The organism is Devosia oryzisoli (genome assembly GCF_014837245.1).
GTDB lineage: Bacteria > Pseudomonadota > Alphaproteobacteria > Rhizobiales > Devosiaceae > Devosia > Devosia oryzisoli.
Map to the genome: position 1 here is coordinate 235,059 of NZ_JACYFU010000001.1, position 22,238 is coordinate 257,296.

The 22,238-nt window shown below is 64.3% G+C and carries 23 protein-coding genes; 17 read left to right on the forward strand and 6 right to left on the reverse strand.

From position 1 onward, the window contains the following. Window position 1 precedes the first annotated feature (1 nt). Both lspA and IC608_RS01225 read right to left on the reverse strand, forming a co-directional pair. Complete coding sequence (gene lspA / locus IC608_RS01220; RefSeq protein WP_191772214.1) at window positions 2–493, reverse strand: signal peptidase II; 492 nt, start codon at window positions 491–493, stop codon at window positions 2–4. Beyond that, on the reverse strand, window positions 490–1,368 hold the full coding sequence (locus tag IC608_RS01225; protein WP_248306140.1) for a cation efflux transmembrane domain-containing protein: 879 nt from the start codon (window positions 1,366–1,368) through the stop codon (window positions 490–492). The genes lspA and IC608_RS01225 overlap by 4 nt, the downstream gene beginning before the upstream one ends. Before the next feature lie 71 nt (window positions 1,369–1,439). On the opposite strand from IC608_RS01225, the gene IC608_RS01230 reads away from it, so the two are divergent. Together IC608_RS01230 and IC608_RS01235 are read left to right on the forward strand one after the other, a co-directional pair. Next, window positions 1,440–1,835, forward strand: coding sequence for a MerR family transcriptional regulator (locus IC608_RS01230; RefSeq protein ID WP_191772215.1), 396 nt, complete (start codon window positions 1,440–1,442; stop codon window positions 1,833–1,835). Then, window positions 1,796–2,227, forward strand: coding sequence for a c-type cytochrome (locus IC608_RS01235; protein ID WP_191772216.1), 432 nt, complete (start codon window positions 1,796–1,798; stop codon window positions 2,225–2,227). The genes IC608_RS01230 and IC608_RS01235 overlap by 40 nt, the downstream gene beginning before the upstream one ends. 9 nt (window positions 2,228–2,236) lie before the next feature. On the opposite strand, the gene nadE is transcribed toward IC608_RS01235, so the two are convergent. Both nadE and IC608_RS01245 read right to left on the reverse strand, forming a co-directional pair. After that, window positions 2,237–3,061 (reverse strand): ammonia-dependent NAD(+) synthetase, encoded by an 825-nt coding sequence (nadE, locus tag IC608_RS01240; protein WP_428053867.1) that lies wholly within the window; start codon window positions 3,059–3,061, stop codon window positions 2,237–2,239. Window positions 3,062–3,141: 80 nt separating this feature from the next. Then, window positions 3,142–3,573 (reverse strand): MerR family transcriptional regulator, encoded by a 432-nt coding sequence (locus IC608_RS01245; RefSeq protein ID WP_191772217.1) that lies wholly within the window; start codon window positions 3,571–3,573, stop codon window positions 3,142–3,144. 67 nt (window positions 3,574–3,640) lie between these two features. Between IC608_RS01245 and IC608_RS01250 the strand changes: the two genes are divergently transcribed. From IC608_RS01250 to IC608_RS01260, 3 genes are read left to right on the forward strand one after another with little or no spacing between them, the layout of a single operon-like run. Next, a complete protein-coding gene (locus IC608_RS01250; RefSeq protein WP_191772218.1) occupies window positions 3,641–5,854 on the forward strand; it encodes a heavy metal translocating P-type ATPase in 2,214 nt (737 codons plus the stop codon). 41 nt (window positions 5,855–5,895) lie between these two features. Then, complete coding sequence (locus IC608_RS01255) at window positions 5,896–6,372, forward strand: copper chaperone PCu(A)C (protein WP_191772219.1); 477 nt, start codon at window positions 5,896–5,898, stop codon at window positions 6,370–6,372. Next, window positions 6,369–6,968: an SCO family protein gene (locus IC608_RS01260; RefSeq protein WP_035083871.1), complete on the forward strand. Its 600-nt coding sequence runs from the start codon at window positions 6,369–6,371 to the stop codon at window positions 6,966–6,968. Before IC608_RS01255 ends, IC608_RS01260 begins: the two co-directional genes overlap by 4 nt. Before the next feature lie 14 nt (window positions 6,969–6,982). Here IC608_RS01260 and IC608_RS01265 read toward each other — a convergent pair whose 3' ends face one another. After that, complete coding sequence (locus IC608_RS01265) at window positions 6,983–7,258, reverse strand: helix-turn-helix domain-containing protein (protein ID WP_191772220.1); 276 nt, start codon at window positions 7,256–7,258, stop codon at window positions 6,983–6,985. Between the two features lie 239 nt (window positions 7,259–7,497). Here IC608_RS01265 and IC608_RS01270 point away from each other — a divergent pair, with 239 nt between their 5' ends. From IC608_RS01270 to IC608_RS01325, 12 genes are all read left to right on the forward strand, one after another. Further along, window positions 7,498–8,016 (forward strand): hypothetical protein, encoded by a 519-nt coding sequence (locus IC608_RS01270; protein ID WP_191772221.1) that lies wholly within the window; start codon window positions 7,498–7,500, stop codon window positions 8,014–8,016. 58 nt (window positions 8,017–8,074) lie between these two features. Next, entirely contained in the window at window positions 8,075–8,305 is a 231-nt protein-coding gene (locus IC608_RS01275; RefSeq protein WP_191772222.1) for a hypothetical protein, read from the forward strand. 57 nt (window positions 8,306–8,362) lie between these two features. After that, complete coding sequence (locus IC608_RS01280) at window positions 8,363–8,971, forward strand: hypothetical protein (RefSeq protein WP_191772223.1); 609 nt, start codon at window positions 8,363–8,365, stop codon at window positions 8,969–8,971. Continuing rightward, window positions 8,968–9,309 carry a DUF6634 family protein gene (locus IC608_RS01285; protein WP_191772224.1) on the forward strand — a complete coding sequence of 114 codons (342 nt, stop codon included), beginning with the start codon at window positions 8,968–8,970 and terminating at the stop codon, window positions 9,307–9,309. Before IC608_RS01280 ends, IC608_RS01285 begins: the two co-directional genes overlap by 4 nt. After that, window positions 9,302–11,257: an AAA family ATPase gene (locus IC608_RS01290; RefSeq protein WP_191772225.1), complete on the forward strand. Its 1,956-nt coding sequence runs from the start codon at window positions 9,302–9,304 to the stop codon at window positions 11,255–11,257. The genes IC608_RS01285 and IC608_RS01290 overlap by 8 nt, the downstream gene beginning before the upstream one ends. Window positions 11,258–11,956: 699 nt before the next feature. Beyond that, entirely contained in the window at window positions 11,957–12,874 is a 918-nt protein-coding gene (locus IC608_RS01295) for a hypothetical protein (protein ID WP_191772226.1), read from the forward strand. After that, complete coding sequence (locus tag IC608_RS01300; RefSeq protein WP_191772227.1) at window positions 12,871–15,180, forward strand: integrase catalytic domain-containing protein; 2,310 nt, start codon at window positions 12,871–12,873, stop codon at window positions 15,178–15,180. Before IC608_RS01295 ends, IC608_RS01300 begins: the two co-directional genes overlap by 4 nt. 5 nt (window positions 15,181–15,185) lie before the next feature. Beyond that, a complete protein-coding gene (locus tag IC608_RS01305) occupies window positions 15,186–16,214 on the forward strand; it encodes an AAA family ATPase (RefSeq protein WP_191772228.1) in 1,029 nt (342 codons plus the stop codon). Further along, entirely contained in the window at window positions 16,214–18,160 is a 1,947-nt protein-coding gene (locus tag IC608_RS01310) for a hypothetical protein (RefSeq protein WP_191772229.1), read from the forward strand. Before IC608_RS01305 ends, IC608_RS01310 begins: the two co-directional genes overlap by 1 nt. Further along, window positions 18,157–18,678, forward strand: a complete 522-nt coding sequence (locus tag IC608_RS01315; protein ID WP_191772230.1) for a hypothetical protein — start codon at window positions 18,157–18,159, stop codon at window positions 18,676–18,678. Before IC608_RS01310 ends, IC608_RS01315 begins: the two co-directional genes overlap by 4 nt. A 41-nt stretch (window positions 18,679–18,719) precedes the next feature. Beyond that, window positions 18,720–19,157: a type II toxin-antitoxin system RelE/ParE family toxin gene (locus IC608_RS01320; RefSeq protein ID WP_210316169.1), complete on the forward strand. Its 438-nt coding sequence runs from the start codon at window positions 18,720–18,722 to the stop codon at window positions 19,155–19,157. Then, complete coding sequence (locus IC608_RS01325) at window positions 19,157–19,519, forward strand: helix-turn-helix domain-containing protein (RefSeq protein ID WP_210316170.1); 363 nt, start codon at window positions 19,157–19,159, stop codon at window positions 19,517–19,519. Before IC608_RS01320 ends, IC608_RS01325 begins: the two co-directional genes overlap by 1 nt. A gap of 471 nt (window positions 19,520–19,990) precedes the next feature. Here IC608_RS01325 and scpA read toward each other — a convergent pair whose 3' ends face one another. Then, entirely contained in the window at window positions 19,991–22,120 is a 2,130-nt protein-coding gene (gene scpA / locus IC608_RS01330; protein WP_428054736.1) for a methylmalonyl-CoA mutase, read from the reverse strand. Window positions 22,121–22,238: the final 118 nt, after the last annotated feature.

Consider the following 22,238-nt stretch of genomic DNA (forward strand, 5'->3'; position numbering starts at 1 on the left):
GTTAGGGGCGCCCGGCACCGGGGGCGGTACGGCCCGCGAAGGCGCCGGTGATGGTCGCCATCAGCAGCATGACGACGCCGGCGTTGATGCCGACGTCGGCCAGGTTGAAGGTGGGAAAGTGCCAGCCGCCCGCGTGCAGGTCGATGAAGTCGGTGACCGCGCCATCGGGAATGCGGTCGACGAGATTGCCCAGTGCCCCGCCCAGGATGGCGGCGTAGCCAAAGCGCTCGAGTCGTCCACGGCTCCTGTGCCACAGCCAGGCGACCACCGCGGACACCACGAGGGTCACGAGGACGATGGCCCACCAGCCCCCGGGCCCGTCCGCGGCGAACATGCCAAAGCTCACGCCGGTATTGAATCCCAGGGTAAGGTTCAACACCGGCAGCACCGGCACGCCAGCCCCGTCGAGGTACATCAGGGCGGCCTCCTTGGTGGAGGCGTCCACGCCGATGACGCCCAGAACGAGGAAGAGCGAGGAGTCGCGATTGCTCATCGGCCAGCCTGCCGTAGGTCAGACCTCGCATCACGGATGATCGACCAAGCGGACTGCAGGAACAGGCCGGCCACCGCGAAGGCGACGATCAGGTCAGGCCACTGCGACCCGGTCCACCAGACCGCACCCGCGGCGGCAACCACGGCGAGGTTGCCGATGGCGTCGTTGCGGGAGAACAGCCAAACCGCTCGCATGTTGGCGTCGCCCTTGCGGTGCGGGATAAGCACCACTGCGGCCAGCACGTTGACCACGAACGCAATCAGCGCGAAGACGCCCATCACCAGGCTCTCGGGCTGGTGCTCGATGAAGACTCGGTAGACGGTGGACGCGACCACGCCCAGTCCCAGAAGGCCCAGGAAGATGCCTTGCAGCAGGGCCGCCTTCGCCCGGGCGGCAAGTCCCCAGCCAACGGCGATCAGGCCCAGGAACGAAATGAGCCCGTCGCCGAGGAAGTCGAGCGAATCGGCCTGCAGCGCCTGGGAGCCGGCGATGAAGCTGCCGGCGATCTCGACGATGCCGTAGCCGACGTTGAGCAGCACGACGATCCAGAGAGCCCGCTTGTAGGCCGGCGTGACGTGCGAGAGGTCCGGAATGTGGTCGTCGTCGCCCTCCTCGTCGTGGTCGTGCTCGGAGTTCGCCCCCTTCTGCCCGCCGATCCGGTCGAGCTGGTAACCGAGGTCCGTCACCGCGGTCTCGAGGATTGGCAAGCGCCGACCAGGATCGTCCACCTCGAGCGTCATGATCTGGGAGGCGATGGAGACCTTGACGTCCTGGATGCCGTCCACCTTGCGGGCGGCCCCTTCGATCTTGGCGGCGCAGGACGAGCAGTCCATGCCGGTGACTTGGTAGCGTACGGTTTCGGCAGCAGCGCTCATGCCCTTGCTCCTTCTTGAGACGATTTGGTGCAGAGGCTACAACCTGTAGTCACTACAGGAGCAAGCAGGAAATGCAGATAGGGGATCTCTCCCGCAACGCGGGGGTCAATGTCGAGACCATCCGCTACTATGAACGAGCGGGCGTGCTGCCCGTACCGGCCAGACAGGGCAACGGGCGCCGCATCTATGGCGAGGCGGACGTCCGCCGTCTCGGATTCATCCGCCACGCCCGCGATCTCGGCTTCGACCTGCAGTCCGTCCGCACCTTGTTGGCTTTGCAGGAACAGCCCGAGGCCTCCTGCACCGATGCCAGCCGAATCGCCCAGGCTCAACTGGACGAGGTCGAACGCCGCCTGGCGCAGTTGCAGAGCCTGCGAGCAGAATTGTCGCGGATGGTCGCCGAATGCCGGAAGGGGGTCGTCGCTGAATGTCGTGTCATCGAAGCGCTCAACACCTCGCCGTTCTGATCGCGGTCGCCTTGGCGGGAGCGGCGGGGGCGGCCCTTGCCGAGGACGTTTCCGGCAGGCAGGTCTATGTCGACTATTGCGCAAGCTGCCATGGCGCGAACCTCGAAGGTCAGCCGAACTGGAAGCAGCGGCTGCCGACCGGGCGCCTGCCGGCACCGCCCCACGACGCGACCGGTCATACCTGGCACCACTCCGACCGGCAACTGTTCCGGATCGTCAAGGAAGGGCCGGCGGCCATGATGCCCGGCTACGAGACCGACATGCCAGGCTTCGGTGCGGTGCTCGACGACGGCGAGATCGCCGCCGCGCTCGACTACATCAAGAGCACCTGGCCCGAACGTCAGCGCGACGTGCAGGCCGCCAAGTCCGCTTCGGACCCGCTCCAACCATAGACGAAGCCGTCAGGCCGCGGCGTTGGCGGCGACCGGAAGGGCTCGCTTGTGGGCGGTCGCGCGATAGGCGTTCACGATCCGATCGCGGGCGAAATCGGGAACCGCCCTGCCTTCGAGGAAATCGTCGATCTGGTCGTAGGTCACCCCATAGGCGTCCTCGTCTGGCCGCAAAGGGGCATCGTCCTCGAGATCCGCCGTAGGCACCTTGAACACCAGCTCCGACGGTACACCGAGGTGGGCTGCTATGGCGCGGACCCTCCGCTTGGTCAGGCCGGCGAGCGGCAGGATGTCGGCGGCGCCGTCGCCGAACTTGGTGAAGAAGCCCATGACCGCCTCGGCGGCATGGTCGGTCCCGATGACGAGGCCCTTTAGACCTCCCGCCAGGGCGAACTGGGCGATCATCCGCTGCCTCGCCTTGACGTTGCCGAGCAGGAAGTCCTCCTGTCCCTCATTCTCGGGCCCGAAGCCGGCTGCCCGGATCTGCCGCCACATGGCGTCAGCGGCAGGCTTGATGTTTACGGTGAAGGTCTGATCCGGTTCGATCGCCGACAATGCCGCCTGGGCGTCCTTCTCGTCGGCCTGAACTCCATAGGGCAGCCGTACCGCGATGAAACGCGCTTCGCGGCCCTCGGCCCGCAGGTCCCTCACGGCTCGCTGTGCCAGCATGGCCGCTGTGGTCGAATCGACGCCGCCGCTGATGCCCAAGACATAGGTCGTCAGGCCGGAGCGCACCAAGTAGTCCCTGAGGAACGAGACCCGCCGGTCCACCTCGACGGAGACTTCGAACGATGGCGCGACACCGAGCTCGGCGATGATTTGGACTTGAGAGGTCAATGGTGTTCCAATCTGACTGACTGACCGGTTTCCGAACGTGATCCACATCGAAGGTAGTGGTCGATCCATCTGGCTTCGGATCAAGCGTCGTGCAGATGGTGCTTGCACTTGCCGTGATCGGCGAGGATCTCGATCACCCGACAGCTCTCGACCCGACCATGGCTGCAGCCATCGACCATCCGCTCGAGTTCGGCCTGCAACGCCGTCAAGCTCGCGATCTTCGCTTTCACCTCCACCAGGCGAGCCTTGGCGATCGTGTCGGCATCTGCGCAAGACTGGCCGGGACGGTCTTGGAGTTCGAGCAGCGTTCGAATCTGGTCGATTTCGAAGCCGAGCTCTCGCGAGTGCCGGATAAAGGTTAGCCGCTCGATGTCCTTGAGATCATATGTGCGGCGCCCGCCATCCGTGCGCGGCGGCGCGGCCAGCAGCCCGATCTGCTCATAGAAGCGAACAGTGGTGACCTTGACTCCGCTCGCTTGCGAGACTTTTCCAATCGCGATGCCGTGATTCATTTCCGCTTGCTCCTATAGTCGCTGGAGGATGTACGGCAATGATGGAGAATTCAAGGAGTCGCTGCCGATGGACGCAAGGATCGAAACCACCCGCTTCAAGGTGGAAGGCATGGATTGCGCCAGCTGTGCTTCAAAGGTGGATACGGCGGCACGTCGCGTTGAAGGAGTTGAGGACGTATCCGTGTCCGTCGTGTCGGGCACCATGTCGGTGAAGCACTCGGACGCCGCCGATCTTGCCGATCTTGCCCGACGTGTCTCCAACCTTGGCTATCCGACTCGCCAGCTGCAGAGCACATCCACTGCGCGACCCGTGGACCAGCATCGCGACGGCCATGGCGATCATGACGATCAGGCAGGCGACAGTCATCTTCATCTGCATGGCGACGAGGATGCCGACGAGGGCATACCGTGGTGGCGCACACGAAAGGCGATCTTGACGGCGTCCTGCGGCATCGCACTGCTGCTGGCCTACCTCGTGGGCCGGGTCGTCCCGGATGTCGGGCACTGGGCGTTCCTGGTCGCGCTACTGGTGGGCTTGGTCCCGATCGGTCGCCGTGCCGTCGCCGGCGCCATGGCCGGCAGCCCGTTCTCCATCGAAACGCTGATGTCGATCGCCGCCATGGGAGCTGTGGTCATCGGCGCCACGGAAGAAGCGGCTACGGTTGTCCTGCTTTTCCTCGTCGGGGAAATGCTGGAAGGCTTCGCAGCTGGCCGGGCCCGTGCCAGCATCAAGGGTCTGGCCGATCTGGTGCCCAAGACGGCGCTGCTGGTCGATGGCGACGGGGTTCGTGAAGTCCAGGCATCAAGTCTTGCCCTGAAGCAGGTGGTGCTGGTGCGCCCCGGCGACCGCATCCCGGCGGATGGCGCGATCGTCGAGGGCCGCGGTGCCATCGACGAGGCACCGGTCACCGGTGAAAGCGTCCCCAAGAGCAAGGGCGTCGGCGACACTGTTTTCGCCGGCACCATCAACACCGACACCGCCATCAGGGTGCGCGTCGCCGCTGCCGCTGCCGACAACACCATTTCCAGGGTCATCGCCCTGGTGGAGGAGGCACAGGAATCCAAGGCACCGACCGAGCGCTTCATCGATCGGTTCTCCAAGATCTACACGCCCGGCGTTCTGCTGGTCGGCGCCTTGGTCGCCACTGTGCCGCCGCTGCTGATGGGCGCATCCTGGAGCGAGTGGGTCTACAAGGGCCTCGCCATCCTTCTGATTGGCTGCCCCTGCGCGCTGGTGATCTCCACCCCTGCCGCCATCGCTGCGGCCCTGTCTGCCGGTGCCCGTCGCGGGTTGCTGCTCAAGGGCGGGGCGGTACTCGAGCAGCTCCGCACCATCACCATGGTCGCCATGGACAAGACCGGTACGCTGACCGAAGGGAAGCCGAAGGTCACCGATATCTTGGCCATCGGCCGCAGCGAGACCCAGGTGCTTTCGATGGCTGCGGCGCTCGAGACGGGTTCGAGCCATCCGCTCGCCCTCGCCATTCTCGCCAGGGCCAAGGCGGACAAGGCACCCGTGCCTCCGGGTTTCGATCTTGCCGCGGTTCCCGGTAAGGGCGTCACCGGCAGCATCGGCACCGACAAGGCCTTCCTCGGTTCGGTTGAGGCAGCCGCGGAGCGCACCACCATTCCGGAAGACGTGCGCACCCGCATCACCGCCCTCAACGACGAGGGCAAGACCGTCTCCGTGCTCCTCGCAAACGACTCCCTCGCGGGCATCTTCGCAATTCGGGATGAGCCGCGTGCCGATGCCAAACCCGGCTTGCAGGCGCTGAGGGACGCCGGAGTGGGAACGGTGATGCTCACCGGCGACAACCAGCGCACCGCCAGTGCCATCGGTGCCTCGCTCGGCATGGACGTGCGCGCCGGCCTCCTACCGGAGGACAAGCAGCGGATCGTTCGAGAGCTTCAATCGCAAGGCAAGGTCGTGGCCAAGGTGGGCGATGGCATCAACGACGCACCGGCACTGGCTGCCGCCGATGTCGGCATCGCTATGGGCGGCGGCACCGACGTGGCGCTCGAGACTGCCGATGCCGCAGTGCTGCATGGCCGCGTAACTGACATCGCCGACATGATCAACTTGTCGAAAGCGACGATGGCGAACATCGGGCAGAACATCACCCTGGCGCTCGGGCTCAAGGCCGTGTTCCTCGTGACGACTGTCATCGGCGTGACCGGCCTTTGGCCTGCCATCCTTGCGGACACGGGTGCAACCGTGCTGGTAACTGCGAACGCCATGCGCCTCCTGGCCTGGCGGGGCAGCCGGTCGCATTCCGTCTGACCTGTCGAGGCGGTATTCTCCAGGAAAAGGGATCGGACCACATGAAGCTATTTGTCACCATCGCCTTGATCGGCATCCTTACGGCAGGGAGCGGATTCGCCCATGACTTCACGCAAGGTTCGATCTATCTCGACCATCCCATGATCGAGGAGGCCCCGCCGAACGCGCCGGTACTCGGCGGATACCTCTCCATCCAGAACATGGGCGACACCGATGACCGCCTCGTCGCCATCGAGAGCAGCGCTGCCGAGAAGGTGGAGATTCATCGGTCGACCGTGACCGATGGCATCGCGCGCATGCAGCCCATGAAGGAAGGCCTCGTCATCCCCGCCGGTGAGACCGTTTGGTTGGACAACGGCATGCATGCCATGTTCGTCCAACCTGTCGAGCGGTACCGCGCCGGCGACGAGGTGCCGGCGACGCTGGTGTTCGAGAAGGCTGGTCGCATCGACGTTACGTTCAAGGTGGAGGAGCGGTCCACCGGATCCGGCGCTGCTCATGAAGGTCACGGCCAATGACCGGCTTGCGCAGGCTTCGAGGTATCCTTTGGCTGCTGGTGGCGATCGCAGCTGCCGGCGCTGCCTTCCTGGCTTTTGGCCCCCGGTTCGCGCCAGCGAACGCTGGGGAAGCCATCTATGCCAAGCCCTTTTCGTTGGTGAACCAGGACGGCGCTCCGTTCACGCAGGCCGACTTCCTCGGCAGGCCTTCGGCGTTTTTCTATGGCTTCAGCCATTGCCCCGACGTCTGCCCCACTGCCCTGGCCGAGATGTCGGCCATCCTCGAGGCGCTCGGACCGGATGCGGACAAGCTGCAGGTCGTCTTCGTCTCCGTCGATCCGGAGCGGGACACGCCGGAGATCATGAAGGACTATGTGGAGTACTTCGACCCTCGCATCGCCGGCCTGACCGGCGAACTCGACGAAGTCACCAAGATGACCCGCGACCGCTATATCTTCTTTGAGAAGGTGCCCACCGAAGACGGCGACTACCAGATGGAGCACCAGGCATCGATCCAGCTGGTGACGGCGGACGGTCGCTTCTTCGGCACCCTTGCTGCCGAGGAAGGCTTCGAGGTCAGGCTGGCCAAAGTTCGTCGCCTCATTGCCGAGGGATAACGCCCATCCCAGCGTCACCTCACGTCACGATCGGGAATCTCACGGCTAGCAGGGACCCGATGCACGCCTTCGGGTTCGTCTTCGCCACTGAACCTGATGCCGGCACGCTCCAAAGCCTCTTTCATGGCCACGACGCTGGTGGGCATCACCCTGTTGCCACCGTTCTCGTAGGCCGCCACGGTCCGGCGACCGATGCCGCTATGCCCCGCAAGCTCCTGCTGACTCCAGTCGACGAGGGCTCGTCCTGCCCGGATCTGGGCGGGAGTTGGATGGTGCTGCTGTTGGCTCAAGACGCCGTTCCGAATCGTTCTGATGATAACCGAAACTTAACGCAATCGGCGTTCGTTGCACAAAATGTACATTGCGGCTTGACTCCCGCCGTAAATACCTATAGTGACTAGAGCATTGGAAGCCGCAGGTGCCCATCGATCAGGCACCACAACAAGACCTTCCCCCGCGTGCATAGCCCGCACGACGTCCTGAATATTCATCGTGTTCGGCCTGTTCGTAGCATGCAGGGAGTGAACCTGTGTCTTTGTTCGTGCGTCCCCAAGACCTTAAATCGAAATCCCGTACGCTGCGCCACCGGGATACCCGGCGGAAGCTTTCGTCCATCCTGTTCGACTCGCTCTCCCGGCTGGACGAAGTGGCCGTGATCGGCTCGGATCCCCTCGTCACCCATTTCGCTGTGTCCTTGGGGCTGGAGGCTGCCTCGTTGGCGACCTGCCAGGCCATGCTCGACGAGCGACCGGTGACCTTGGTCGGCGTTCCCTCACGTCACTGGTTCCGTCCTGAAGCCATGAAGCTCCTTCTGGCGCTGAAGGGGTCCATGGAGAAGTGCGGTAGGCCCTGCGTGCTCCTTCCACAACGCGCCATAGCCATGCTTCCCGTCCGGGACGCCACCAGCGAGAAGGCCCGCATCTTGATCGAGTTGATCCGCGATCCGGTGCGGATGGGCGTCGACCTGGCCTGCTACGACAAGCACGTCGGGGATCCCGTTGGATGCCGGGCGATGCAGCTGCTCACCGGTCACGACTGCGTCTTCTGATCCGTCCGCGTCATCGACCTTCTTGATGGTCTCGAGCTTTCGAGCCGGAGGAAACCTCATGCCCGCAAACGCGACGAATGCTTCGTCGGAAGCACAGGCCTTGCTGTCGCAACTGATCTATCGCGCCGGCTTCGACCGCCATGAGCTGGAGATCGTCGAAGCCGAAGACGGCGGGTTCATCCGCTTTCCTGCCGGAACGGACCCCATGACCTTCAAAGTCCGGGACCTCGGGCACATGCTCAAGTCCTACGGACTGCCCTACGAGATCATGACCGACCCGGCGACCTAGACGCCAGCTCGTCTTCGCTCTCGAACTCACCGTTTTCGTTCAACATGGAGACCTCGCATGCTCGATGCCGATGCTGCACGCCTACCGTCCGGCCCTGCCCATGCCGGCGCTACCTCCGGACGACGCCGTCGTTCCCTGCGCCAGTCCGCGGAGGCCCTGGTCCTGGTCCACCCTTCGGTCAGGCGCCTCACCGACGATCGGGTGCCTGACGACCTGGCCGATGATCTCATGATCGCCGCGGAGGACTTCACCGCCATCAAGGTCGCCCTTGGCCGGCGCGAGGTCTACCTGGTCTGCGTTTGCAACGCGGCCTGGCGCGGCCATGGCAGGCATGCCTTCTTGGAACTGAAGGCACTGGCCGCAACCATGGGCCACACGATCGTGCTGGTGCCGGAATCGTTCATCCGCCGCGAGCCCCGCCTGACCAACGCCATGATGATCGCGGGTGCCGAAGGTGCCGAGATCGGCTTGACCGACCGCATGAAGCTGTTGGCCCACCTGATCGACAACGGCGGCAGCGCACCTTTGCTGGACCTGGCGGTGATGGTACGCGGGGAGGAGCCGATCTCGGCCATAATGGCCCTGGTCGTCGAAGGCGGCCTCTATGTCGACCTCGACAAGCCGATCCTTCCCGCCACCGAAGTGCACCTGGTGCAGCCGCTATGAGCCGGCGCCACCAGGCCGTGAACTTTTTAGGCGCCGATCCCCTCGCCACCGCGGATCGACTCGAAGCCTTGGCGGCGGACCTTCGCCGGCTTGCATCCGGTCACGCTCCGTCTGCCGCGCAACTGGCGGAGGCGCCCACGCTCGGGGAATGGGGCGTGCTGTCGCGCTCCGGCATCGCCCTGGTCGGCACGGTCAAAGGACACCCGAGGATCGCGGACCATCGCCCTGCGATCACTTCCGAGCTTTTCGCCATCGACGGGGACGAACGCTGGGCGAGGACGATGAGCCGGTACTACCTGCTCGAGCCGCGCCGCACCGGGGAGAAACAGCATGGGTGAGCTCGACGATTTGGTTTTCCCCGAGGAGCAGCATGAGATGAGGACGATTAAGAACACCAAGGACGAGCGCACGATCCAGGAGCGGCTGGCCGATCTCGTGGTCGAGCGCACTCTCCCCAAGTCGGTGCGCAACGCGTTGGCCAAGGGCACGAGCGGGCACCTGGTGGTCGTAGTGCCCTCAACGGAATGGCAGGAGCCGATCGGCGAGGCCATTGCGGAGCTGCACGACACGGTCCATTCGGTTTACCCCGGCGGTCCGAAGGCGGCTAAGGACGACCGCAAGGCGGTCAAGTTCCATCTGGAAGCCGGTCACGTGGTGGTCGGGGTGGCGGTCACGCCGTCTACCCTTCCACCGTTGCTGCGCACCGTGGCATCCGTGACGGTGACCGTGCCCGCTCCGGACCCTGCCTTGTTGCGGAGTTTCCTTCGGAGCGTCTGCACCGGTCCGGTTCCCCGCGGCCTCGATGCACTCAACGTCGGCGCCCTCGACTTCGACGAGATCTGCTCCCTCGTTTCCTTCCAGGCGGATGCCGCCGGCGTGGTGGAGAAGCTTGGCCGGGCCATCGCCAACAAGACCGGGATGACCCGCGGCGACGAGGTCCTGCCCTCGATGGAGGAGGCTGTCGAATTCGGTGACGCTCGTCTCTGGGCGCAGGACCTCAAGATCGACCTGGCAGACGTCGCCGCACACCGGATCGGGTGGGCCGACGTCGACCGCGGTATTGTCCTCCATGGCCCGCCGGGCACGGGCAAGACCACATACGCCCGGTCGTTGGGGCAATATCTCGGCATTCCGGTTGTCATCGGCAGCATTGCCGACCTGTTCGCCAGTACAACCGGCTATCTTGATACTGTCATTCGCGCACAGCGCGATCTATTCGAGCGGGCGAGATCCGCCGCGCCATGCCTATTGTTCCTGGATGAGCTGGACCAGGTGCCTAATCTTGATGCCACTGACAGCAAGAATAGGGATTATTGGGCTCCGGTCGTCGCCGATTTCTTGATTGCATTGGACGGTGCGGTGGCCGAGAGGGCCGGCGTCATCGTGGTCGGAGCGACAAATCGGCTGCATGCGATTTCGCCCGCCATCTTACGAAACGGGCGCCTCGAACGAGCCGTTTTCCTGGGTCCGCCAGGTCCGGATGGAGCAGTGCGCATCCTCCGGCATCACCTCGGCTCGGCACTCCCTGGTGCCGACCTCGGCGACGTCGCCGCGATCTGCGCCAGTCGCGCGATGACGGGTGCGGACATCATGGATGTCGTCCGCAGCGCCCGCCGCCGGGCCCGCCGCGCCGACCAAGAGATCACGCTCGACGACCTCAAGTCGGTCCTGATGCCCGGCGGGGAAACATCGCCCGAAGTGGCGAGGCGTATCGCCGTCCACGAGTCCGGCCATGCCCTCCTTGCCGCACTGCACATGCCCGAGAGCCTGAACCTGGTCACAATCGAACCCGGTGGTGCCGGCGCCAACAGCGGCGGTCACACCCAACTGGCGGTACCAGGAACGCGAATCGAGACCATTGTCGAACTCGAGAACAGGGTGGAGATGCTTCTGGCCGGACGGGCAGCCGAGATTCTCATCTATGGCTCCCCCAGCTCGGGTGCGGGCGGTTCCGGCTCGAGCGACCTGGCGCTGGCGGTTCAGACGTTGGCGGTCGCTTACCTCACTCTCGGCCTGATCGACGGCACGCCACGTTGGCGCTGCGAACCCGATGAGGTGATGCTGCACCTCATGCGCGACCCCATCGCCTGCCATGCAGTCGAGACCCGACTCGGCATTCTGGCCGACAGGTCCCTGAAGACGCTCACCGCGAATCGGGATGCGCTCTGCAGGCTATCTGACGCATTGCTGGCGCGAAGAACCGTCAACCGCGATGACATCCTGGCGATCGTCGACACCAAAACAGGGTCTGAAAGCTCTGCCTCCATGCCTCGCAAGCGTTACTGAGCGCATCCCGGTGTGACTTTTCAGCAACAAAATGTGAATTCTGTGGACACTCGAAATCTTCGTTTTTTCCGGTGTCAACATTGGATCGGCGAATCAGGGAACCGGCTGTCGGAAGCGCCCCTCAAGGCATCACCAGACCCGACTGGCACGGTCGAGTCTCAATCCGACACCGACCGCCGGATCCAGGCCTCGCTCTTAAAGTAACACATTAAAAAATTGACATAAGGTAGAGTCCAGACTCCACCATTCCGGGTGCGCCCTCACCAGAAAAAATCGTGGAGGGCCTTTTCAACCCTAGGTTCTTCCGCAGATGATGATGGCGGATTCGAACGGAGCCTAGTCCGAAGAGAATACCAGAAAATGAAAACGCCCCGGATTTCTCCAGGGCGTTGAAAATACCGACGACCCCACCCAGCCTGCAAGCAAAAGGGGTTCGTCCAAGCACTGCAATGGACCTACGGCCCGTTGCGAAACCGGCCTCACAGCCGACCGTGCACACCACGACAGAACTCTCGGTCCGTCGCCACGAACCGGCTTCACGGCCGACCCGCTACAAACCGGCCTCACGGCCGATCCGCTAACACAATGGACCCTCCGGCCCATTGCCATGGAACCGGCCTTACGGCCCGAACCACGCTCAGGAGTATCTGCTGGACGCAGCCCCGCGTCAAGCTTCTCCGGGCGTGAGTAGGAGAACTCATGCCTGAATCCCCCGGCGATCCGGAAAACAACATCGCCTTCGATGCCCCCGTGCCCGATGCCCTGTCGCGTCGGCCCCGTAAGAAGGAACGGCTCGACGTGAGTCGTCAACTCCGCATGGACCGCGAACTGGTCGTGGCCCACATCTTCGTTGCCGACGACGGCGGTCCCGTCCGCACCATCATCAACGGGCGGCACCGCAAGCCGACCGGTCGCCATTACATGGTCAAGGGCGGTTTCCGCAGTTCGCCATGGGAAAGCATGGAGGGCGAGTATCCCTTCATGCAGCTCTGCGAGGTGGCGACCGCGGTGCATCGTTTCCTGGCGCAGCCCCACCGGCTCGAGATGCAGGTCGTGGGCAGCGCCAAGCGCTGGGTGTACTTTCCCGATGCCCGGATCGAGGTCGATCGCGCGTTCGGCGAGGTGCTGCTGAACGGTGTTCCGTTCGACCAGGCCGTCGCGGAATGGCGCCCGCACATGGCGGACGGCGTGAACATGGCGATGTTGGTCGAGGTGAAGACCGACAGGGACCGTCGTGCCGACGAGAGTGACTACAAGGCCAAGCTGACTCTGACGCGGGAAGTCTACCACCGGCTCGGCTGGGGCTTCGTCACCGTCCGCCAGTCCGACATCGCCATGCACGACATCGCCTATTCCGTCCGTGAGATCGGTCTCGACCACGACACCTCGGTCGATGCCGAGGATGTGCGGGTCGCCGCCGAATACGTGGCCGCACCTTACGCCGATCTTGCCGGCCTGGTTCGTGCGCTGGGCGGTCGCCCCGTCGGCATGGCCAAGGCCGCGGCCCTGCATGTGCGCCGCGTCGTTCACATCGGTCTCGACAACGACCTGCGTCCCGACACCCGTGTCCGCCTCGTCGGCGACGGCAAGGACCTTTATGGAGTCATGCGTCGATGAGCTTCAATGGCATGAACCTGCCCAGGATCGACTTCGACCTCGAGAAGGACGACGTCTACTGGATCAAGGAAGGCCCCGACAAGACTTGGGCTGCCCGGTTCGTCCGCATGGACATGCGCGGTCTGCTTGTCTTCGAGCGTGCCGACTGCCCCGATTTCACGGTCGCTGTCCCGCTCTTCAAGCGCATGCGTTCGGACGGCAGGGCCGTACGGGTTCCGGTGAAGCTACGGACCCGGAAGAGCCCGCTCGAGCTCGGGGATGTCGACCCGACCAACCTGCTCGATCCCGAGGAAACCGGCATCACCGTGACGGAGCAGTCGCGCCGCCTGAAGAAGGTCGAGATCTTCAACCATGCGAAGGACGTCCGCTGGTTCGTGGTGGAGGCTGACGAGAAGCCGCTGCTCACCCGCGGCCATGCCGGCATCCGGGACTTCATCCAGTCCAAGGAAGCGGAGGCGCGCCGCAACGGCGTCACCTTCATCCCTTCTGCACCGACCCTGCTGCGGGCCATCGACCAGTGCGGGGTCTTCCAGTCCCGCCCGCTCTCCGCGTTCTTCTACGACTACGGCAAGCACGACAAGCTCCGCCGCTGGCACCCCGCGGTCATCCGCGAGGCCGACAAGATGGTGCAGGCCTACTGGCACCCGGACAAGAAGCCGCTGCACGAGGTCCGCAATGACTTCTGGGACGCCATCAACTCCGAGATCAACGGCCTGAAGGCCAAGCGGCTGCCGGTGCCCCCTTCCTTGCGCAAGCCGTCCAAGGAATGTGTTCGTCTCTGGATCAACCTCGCCGAAGACTGGTACCGCTGGAAGGAGCGTTATGGGCAGCTTGCCGCCGACGCCCGCTTCCGCGGTCGCGGCAAGCACATCGAGGCGACGCGTCCGCTCGAATACGTGACGTTCGATCACACGATCGTGGACTGCTGGGCCTTGGTGGAGGACGAGGACGGCAACATCCTCCTGGTCGAGAAGCCCACCCTCACGCTCGCGGTGGACGTTTTCACCCGCATGCGCGTGGGCGCGGTGCTCACCTACGAGCCGCCCTCCATTTACACGGTCAACCTCTGCCTCAAGCAGGTGATCCGCTTCAAGGACTTTCTGGTCGACGAATTCGGCGAGGTGAAGGGTGCCTGCGACGGTTGGGGCAAGCCCAAGTGCATCATCGTCGACAACGGCTGGGAATTCGTCGGCATGTCCTTCCAGGCCACCTGCGAAGCTGCCGGCATCTCGGTGATTTGGGCACCCATCCGCACGCCCCAGTTCAAGGCCGTGGTCGAGCAGGCGTTCGACGACCTCAACGAGCATGTCTGGCACCGCCTCCCGGGAGGCATCCCGCTCACCCCGCAACTCCGGGCCAAGCTGGGCATCGACAACCGCGTCAACTCGGCCCATACGATCCGCCAGTTGGAATACCTGATGTGGCACCACCTGGTGCACGTTCGCCACCTCGAGCCCAACGCGGAAATCGGCTGTGCCCCGGCGCAGAAGTGGGCCCAGGGGATTCAGAACAAGTCACGGGCCACCGTCGACGATCCTGCCTTGTTCGACGGTCTTCTCGGCCAGGGCAAGCGGTGCGTCCTCACCCCGCAGGGTGTGGCCGTCGATGGCCAGCGCTTCCACGATCCCGAGATCACCTCCGAGCTGCTCAACCGCCTGCTCAAGTACGGGCGCAAGAAGCACGTCAAGGGGTCCTTCCACAAGACGGGCAACGTCGACGTTTACGTCACGTGCGACCGCGTCGACGCCAGCTACGTGATGATCTGGGACTTCGACCGCCGCAAGTCGGTCAGGATGCCCAATGTGAAATCCCGCTACACGCAGGGCACCAGCTGGAAGGTGGTCGAGGCGGTCGAAGCCTTCGCCACCGCCCAGAGCATCGCCTTCCATGACGAGGACGCGATGATCGCGGCGAGGGCCGCCTACAACCGTATGATCCGCTCACAGCTGCCGATCGAAGGTTTCGGCAAGGCCCGCAAGCGTGCCGCCGAAATCGACAAGGCCCCAAGTCTCGTCCCGGGCGACCGTGTCATCGAGCAAGCGGTGCAGGCGACGCCTGACGGGAGTGCCGACGTTCGCCACGACACGGCGGCGATCCACCGGACCGACGACCGTATCCCCTCCATCGGGCGCGATCGCGGGAAGCCCAAGCGGGAGAAAAAGCCCCGCGACAGCCCCGGCAAGGCCCGATCGCCGGAGCTTCCGGTCGTCGCCCTCGCGTCCCGAGCCCCGTCCCACACCGAAGACTTCGCCTTGTCCGACCCTATGGACTTCCTGCGCCAACTCGCAGCTGCAGATCAGGAGTAAACACCATGAACAAGATCGTCTCCCCCTCCAACATCGCCATGATCACCAGTGCTGTCTGGACCACCTTCGAATCCCTGCACATCACCCACGATGCTCTCGCCAAGGCCCATGAGCAGTTCGATGCCGTCCGCCTGGCGCACGCCAAGACCAAGAACAACGGCAAGCCTCGCCGTTGCCTCTGCATCTTCGCCCCGTCCCATTCGGGCAAGAGCCACACGGTGAGCAGCTACATCCACAATACCGTGCTGCCGCGCCTCGTGACGGAAGACCCGTCGCTGGCGGCCATGGATGCGGACGAATTGGCCCGCAAGCAGAAGAAGGTCGTGCACGTGACCCTGTCCGCCCAGGCGACCCCGAAGAGCTTGGCGACGGATATCCTGATCGCCCTCGGGGACCCGGATCCGGACAAGGGCACCAAGCCCACGCTTTGGGGAAGGGTCTACAAGTTGATCGCCAAGCTGGAGGTCGAGCTGCTGATTATCGATGAAGTGCAGCACCTTGCGAACAAGCGCATTAAGATCACCGAAACCGGCGACCCCATCGTCTTCGACCATTCGCGCGACCAGAACGTGGCCGACACCCTGAAGGTCATGATGATCCGCGGGTCAGTCCCCTTGGTCTTCATGGGCATCCTGCAGGCCCGCGATCTCGTGATGGCGAGCACACAGTTCAAGGGTCGAGTCCTCGACGAGATCGACTTCGAGACTCCCCGCTGGGCGGTGGAGAAGGAACGCCTCGACTTCATGTCCTTCTGCGGGCGCCTGGCGCTCAAGCTCAAGGAGACCGGCCTGTTCGAGGAGCCGCCCCCGCTCGTCCACGACGACATCCCCAGCCGGCTCTATGTCGCATCGCGGGGTCGCCTCGGTCTGCTCTGCCGCATCGTCGAGAAGGCGACCATCCTCGCACTCACCCGCGGCAACAAGGTGCTCACCCGCAAGGACCTCGAGGAAGCCGTGGACATCATCATCGTGGGACGCGGCGAGCTGGCCGAGAACCCGTTCCATTCGGCCTCCAAAAGCCTGGAGCTGGTCTGATGCCCAGGCTGCCCATCCCCGTAAGCATCGCGGAGGACGAGCACCTGGCCGGCGCCCTTTGCCGGGCGACGTCGGCGAACGGTCGCCGCTTCCCTTCGGAGGTTCTGGCCCTCGTCGATATCGAGACGTTGCACCCGGCGAGCATCGCAGCCAGCCTCGATGAGGTGGATGCCACCGGTCTCGCCGAACTGCTTGGAACGGAGGTGGCGTCGCTGCGGCGTGCCACCCACCCCATCGCGGACGATGGCCGTTGCCTTTTCTTCGGCACGTCCATCCGCACCAAGCATCGCGAGGGCCCGGTCCGCCGCGTCTCGCCCCGCGGGCTTGCCGAAGCGCCCTATATCCGCGCCATGTGGCAACTCAGGCCGATCGGATTCGATCCCCGCACCAAGGAGCTGCTGCTCTCGGAATGCCCGGTATGCGGCGCCTCCTTGGGGTTCTCCCGTACCTACGGCGTGTGCTTCTGCGACCGTTGTGCGGGAAATGACGAGCTAGGTTTCGTGCAGCCCGCGGTCGACCTCCGCGACTTCCCGCAGCCGCTCGTCGAGATCGAGGACATGGCGGCACTGGATTTCGTCACCGGCTTGGTCGACCCCGACCGGGCGGTTAGGGAACGGTTCGCTCCGGCATTGGACGATGATCTGACCGGCCTCGACCGCGGCGAGATCTTCGACCTGTGCATGGCCATCGTCGGGGTCCTCGATCAGGACCCGAAAAGGGCCGTCACCTCTCCGGCCAAGCCCACCACGCGTAGCGACTACGAACGTCTGTTCACCCCCGAACGCCTGGCGGAAGCCGGACGGACCATCCTGGACTGGCGTACCGGTTTCGATAGCTTGTGCGAACGGGCTCGTGCCACATCTCATGATCGCCCGGGCTTCTACGGCATCAAGGCCGAACTCGGACAGGTCTATGCGCTCACTGTGGACCGGACGTTAACCGAAAATGTGCGCAAGGTGGTTCGGGAGGCGGTCCTTCGCAACATGGCGACGAGCTCCGCCGGCGTAACCGTGCGGCGGACCGAGCACCGCGGTCGCACCGACCTGATCACGTCCCAGCAGGCTGCCGAACGCTTCTGCATTCGCCTGAAGCTCTTCCAACGCCTGGCCAAGACACCGGAGCTGACGCATCATCGTGCCCCTGGGACGAAGAAGGGGCCGGTGCTGTTCGTGGCGGAGGAGATCGCGGCCCTCGCGGCATTGCGGGCGGATCTCGAGAGCGCCTCCTCGGTGGGCCTCCGCCTCGGCATCCCGAAGGGGGCCGTTGCGCAGCTCGCGCAGGCAGGCCTGATCGAGAAGGTGACCGGGCCGGTGCTGCTGACGGTGGTCGGCAAGAACCAATATCGCCGCTCCACCGTGGATGCCCTGATCCGCGACATCGAAGCCAAGATCGGCAGCGGGCCCACCGGCAGCTTCCATATCCGGCTCAGCAAGGCCATGTACCGGATGCCGGCTGGCGAAAAGCCGTGGGTTGCGCTCGTCCATGCCGTGCTGGCGGGCCGTTTGGCCGTGTTCGAGGTGTCAGGTCGCCTGAGCGCCACCCTGGTCAAGCTTGCGGCATCTTCCTTTGAGGAGGTGGTGGCAGCCGTCGCCGGTGAGGCTGGCACCAGCGACGCCGTCGAGCCTATGGTCACCCGTGCCGAGGCAGCCGACATCCTGGGGATCACGGTGGCTACGGTGATCGGCATGATCGATGCCGACCTGTTGCCCAAGCACGGGTCCGGTGTCTGCAACCTGCGCCGCGCCGACGTCGTGCGGGCCGCCCGGACCTATCTCTCCACCGCCGAGGCCTCTCGCCTTCTCGGCGTGGGTTATCGCTGGGTTCGAGGCAAGCTGGCGGAGGGCGGAATCGAGCCTGTGGCCGAACTCAGCGAGCACCGCGGTATCCTCTATGACCGAGAACAGGTCACGCGCTGGCTCGCCACCTCGCGGAAGGGCGCGGCATGACCAGCATGGCTGGACGCGAAACTCCAATGGATGAACTCGAACGCCGGCGAGCCGAGGCCAAGGTCATGGCACACGAGGCTCCCCAGGCCGACATGTTCCTCGAGGCCGACCTCGATGCTGCCGGCTCGGCGGAACACATCTCCTCGTTGCTCCGCCGCAAGAAGATCCGTCGCCCTCGGACGAGCAAGCACGTGATCGTTGAGGATGGTGGCCACCAGCAGCTCGAGTTCGAGTACGCGATCGCCACGGATGTCACCAACGAAACACCCGTAGCTCCGAAGGCATGCCGTTCAAGGGCGATCGTCATGATGCAGGCTCGTACGTGTGGTCCAATGACCAGCCGTTCGACTTGGGCGTGGTGTTCTGGCGGTCCGGCTCTCCGGAAGCAACAGATGCATCGCCCGTGCGCAAGGAGGGGTGGGCTGATCCCGCTGGCACGTTCCGATTTGGTGCACGACAGCCGTGGTGTCTCGCCAGATCCAGCCTTAACCTTCGAGGAACTTGACCTTATCCCGTAAAAGGTATAAATATGCCGGGAGTACAGAAGCCCCTGAGCTGGTTGACCCCGTCGATCAGTGAGCTCGTTGACCTACCCAGGGCTGTCCGAAGGGAGTTCGGGTACAAGCTGAGTCTTCTGCAGCACGGTGATGAGCAGGAGAGCCCAGACATCAAGAGATTCGGCGAGGACGACAGGATCGCGCATCTCACGAAGGTCGTCGTCAACGGAGCCGATGGTAACACCTATAGGTTGGCAGCGACCGTTGAATTCGAAGAGGGCATCTGGGTGATCGACGTTTTCGTCAAGAAATCCAGCTCTGGGATCAGCACACCGCAGAAGGATATCGAAAGGATCGTCAGGCGGCTGAAGAGATTGAAGGACTTCCGTGCTTCACCCGAAGGCCAGAAAGTCATCCAGGAGATGAAGGCCGAATACGCTGAAGCGGTGCGATTGCAAGAGACGACCGAAATGCCCGGATCGAAATACAGGAGAAAATGATGGACGAGAAGCTTGTCGCTTACAGAACCGGGAATGTGTTCGCGGACCTCGGCTTGGAAAATCCTGAAGAGGAGCTGGCGAAGGCACGTATCGTTGCGAAGATCGCCAGTGTCATTCGAGAGCGCAACTTGACTCAGGCGCAGGCAGCATCGATCACCGGGATAGCTCAACCCAAGATCTCCAGCATGGTCCGCGGGCATTTCGAGGAGTTCAGCTCGGACCGACTTTATCGTGTCCTCAATCGACTCGGTGTCAGCGTCATCCTGAAGTTCGAAGAGGAGCCCGATTGGAGTCCCGGTCGTACCTTGGTCGCAGATGGTGAGGAGAACTCCGACGAGTCTGCGCCAGCCTTGGCCTTTTAGCGAGTCGTCGGGATGTCGCAGCTTGCCGGTCGTGCTCTTCGACCGGGTTACATGAATGCTTGATCGCCGATGCCTCCGCTTGAGGCTCAGACGGCGGAGGCGATTGCCTTAGCGATGTCGTCCCTTGAAGGACGCGCACATCCACATCTTCGGTAACCAGGCTTGCGCCTGCGTCCCCCGGCTCGTCCCTTCAATGGGACGGGCCTTTTCTTTTGTGGCTCATCGGGAGCTCGCCTCCGCCACGGCAGCGGATCGACTCAAGAAACGCGGCCAAATGGTGGAAATCGACTCACGATTGGCGGTCGGAGGTCAACATTCGACTCTTGAAACGTGGTCAGGCCGACTCTAGGCTTTTTGCCGAGCCCCGGATTGCAGGGGTGTATCGACTCAACATCTTTTGGTCGCATTAGGCGTCTCCGAAGGATCGGGGGCGCCTTTCTCGTTCTGTGGGCGACGGCAGAGAAGCGTTGCTCAGCGATTGGAGAGCCTCCCCTCGATTTCGTTGAGTACAGAGAAGGCGGCGTCGAGGACGTTGGTGCCGGGGCCGAAGATGGCGGCGACGCCGGCGGCGTAGAGGGCGTCGTAATCGGGCTCGGGGATGACGCCGCCGACGATGACGCTGACGCTGTCGAGGCCGCGGTCGCGTAGCGCGGCGACCAGTTCCGGGACCAGGGTCAGGTGGCCCGCCGCGAGCGAAGAGACGCCCACGGCATCCACCCGGAGTTCGTCCGCATGCGCGGCCACTTCCGGGGCGGTTTCGAAGAGGTCGCCCATGTGCACCGAAAAGCCGAGATCGGCGAAGGCGGAGGCGATGACCTTGGCGCCGCGGTCGTGGCCATCCTGGCCCATCTTGGCGATGAAGATGGAGGGTGGTCGGCTGCGGGTCGCGGTGAAGGCGGCGACGCGCTCGGCCACGGCCTTGAGCTGCGGATCGTCGCCATAGCTTTGCGCGTAGACCCCGGAAATGACCTGGGTGACGGCGCGATAGCGGCCGAACACGTCTTCCATGGCCTGCGAGATTTCGCCCAGCGTGGCGCGGGCGCGGGCGGCTTCGATGGCCGCCTCGAGCAGATTGCCTTCGTCCATCGCCGCATATTCGCGCAAGGCCGCCAGCATGGATTGGCACTGCGCCTCGTTGCGCGTGGCGCGAATGCGCTCGAGCTGGGCAATCTGCTCGGCGCGCACGCGGGCATTGTCGATCTGTCGAACCTCGATCTCTTCCTCGATCTCGACCCGGTAGCGGTTGACGCCGACGATGACATCCTCGCCGCGATCGACGCGGGCCTGGCGGCGGGCGGCGGCTTCCTCGATGGCGAGTTTCGGCGCGCCGGACTGCACGAAGGCGGTCATGCCGCCCTTGGCTTCGGCTTCGGCAATCAGCGCCTCGGCGCCGGCGACGAGTTGGCTGGTGAGGGCTTCGACGTAGTAGGAGCCGCCCAGGGGATCGACCACGTCGGTAATGCGGGATTCGTGCTGCAGGATGAGCTGGGTGTTGCGGGCGATGCGGCTCGAAAACTCGGTGGGCAGCGCGATCGCCTCGTCGAAACTGTTGGTGTGCAGCGACTGCGTGCCGCCCAGGGTTGCGGCCAGCGCCTCGATGGTGGTGCGCACGATATTGTTGTGCGGGTCCTGCTCGGTGAGGGACACGCCCGACGTCTGGCAATGGGTGCGAAGCATTTTGCTGCGCGGGTCCCTGGCCCCCAGATCGGTCATGATCCGGCTCCAGAGCTGGCGCGCCGCCCGCAGCTTGGCGACTTCGAGGAAGAAGTTCATGCCGATGCCGAAAAAGAAGCTCAGGCGCCCGGCAAAGGCGTCGATGTCGAGGCCCCGGGCCTGGGCGGCGCGGACATAGTCCATGCCATCGGCCAGCGTATAGGCCAGCTCCTGCACGGCCGTCGCCCCGGCCTCGTGCATATGGTAGCCCGAGATGGAGATGGAGTTGAAGCGCGGCATGTGCCGGGCGGTGTGGGCGATGATGTCGCCCACGATGCGCATGGAGGGCTCGGGCGGGTAGATATAGGTGTTGCGGACCATGAACTCCTTGAGGATGTCGTTCTGGATGGTCCCCTCGAGCTGGGCCTGCTTGACCCCCTGCTCCTCGGCGGCGACGATGAACATGGCGAGCACCGGGATGACGGCGCCGTTCATGGTCATCGAGACGCTCATGCGGTCGAGCGGAATGCCGTCGAAGAGGATTTTCATGTCCTCGACGCTGTCGATGGCGACACCGGCCTTGCCGACATCGCCGACGACGCGCGGATGGTCGCTGTCATAGCCGCGATGGGTGGCGAGGTCGAAGGCGACCGAGAGGCCCTTCTGGCCCTTTTCCAGGGCCTGGCGGTAGAAGGCGTTCGACTCCCGGGCGGTGGAGAAGCCGGCATATTGGCGGATCGTCCAGGGGCGGTTGGCATACATGGTGGCGCGGACGCCGCGGGTGAACGGCTCGACGCCCGGAATTTCCGAGCCTTCGCCGAAGTAGACGGGCTTGATCGGAATGTCGCCATAGTCGCGGTCGAGGGATGCGAGCGGCGTGTCACGCAGTTCCTTCTGGGCGAGGGTAGTCCATTTTTCGTCGTGGTCAGACATGGGTTGCTCCCGCAGTTCGAGCGCCTGGCACCCCCCACCCCGGCCCTCCCCGCGAGGGGGAGGGAGCCGGACCTGCGGCTATCCGCAGCGCTTGCCCAACATCAGATGCGGCTCCTCCCCCCTGGCGGGGGAG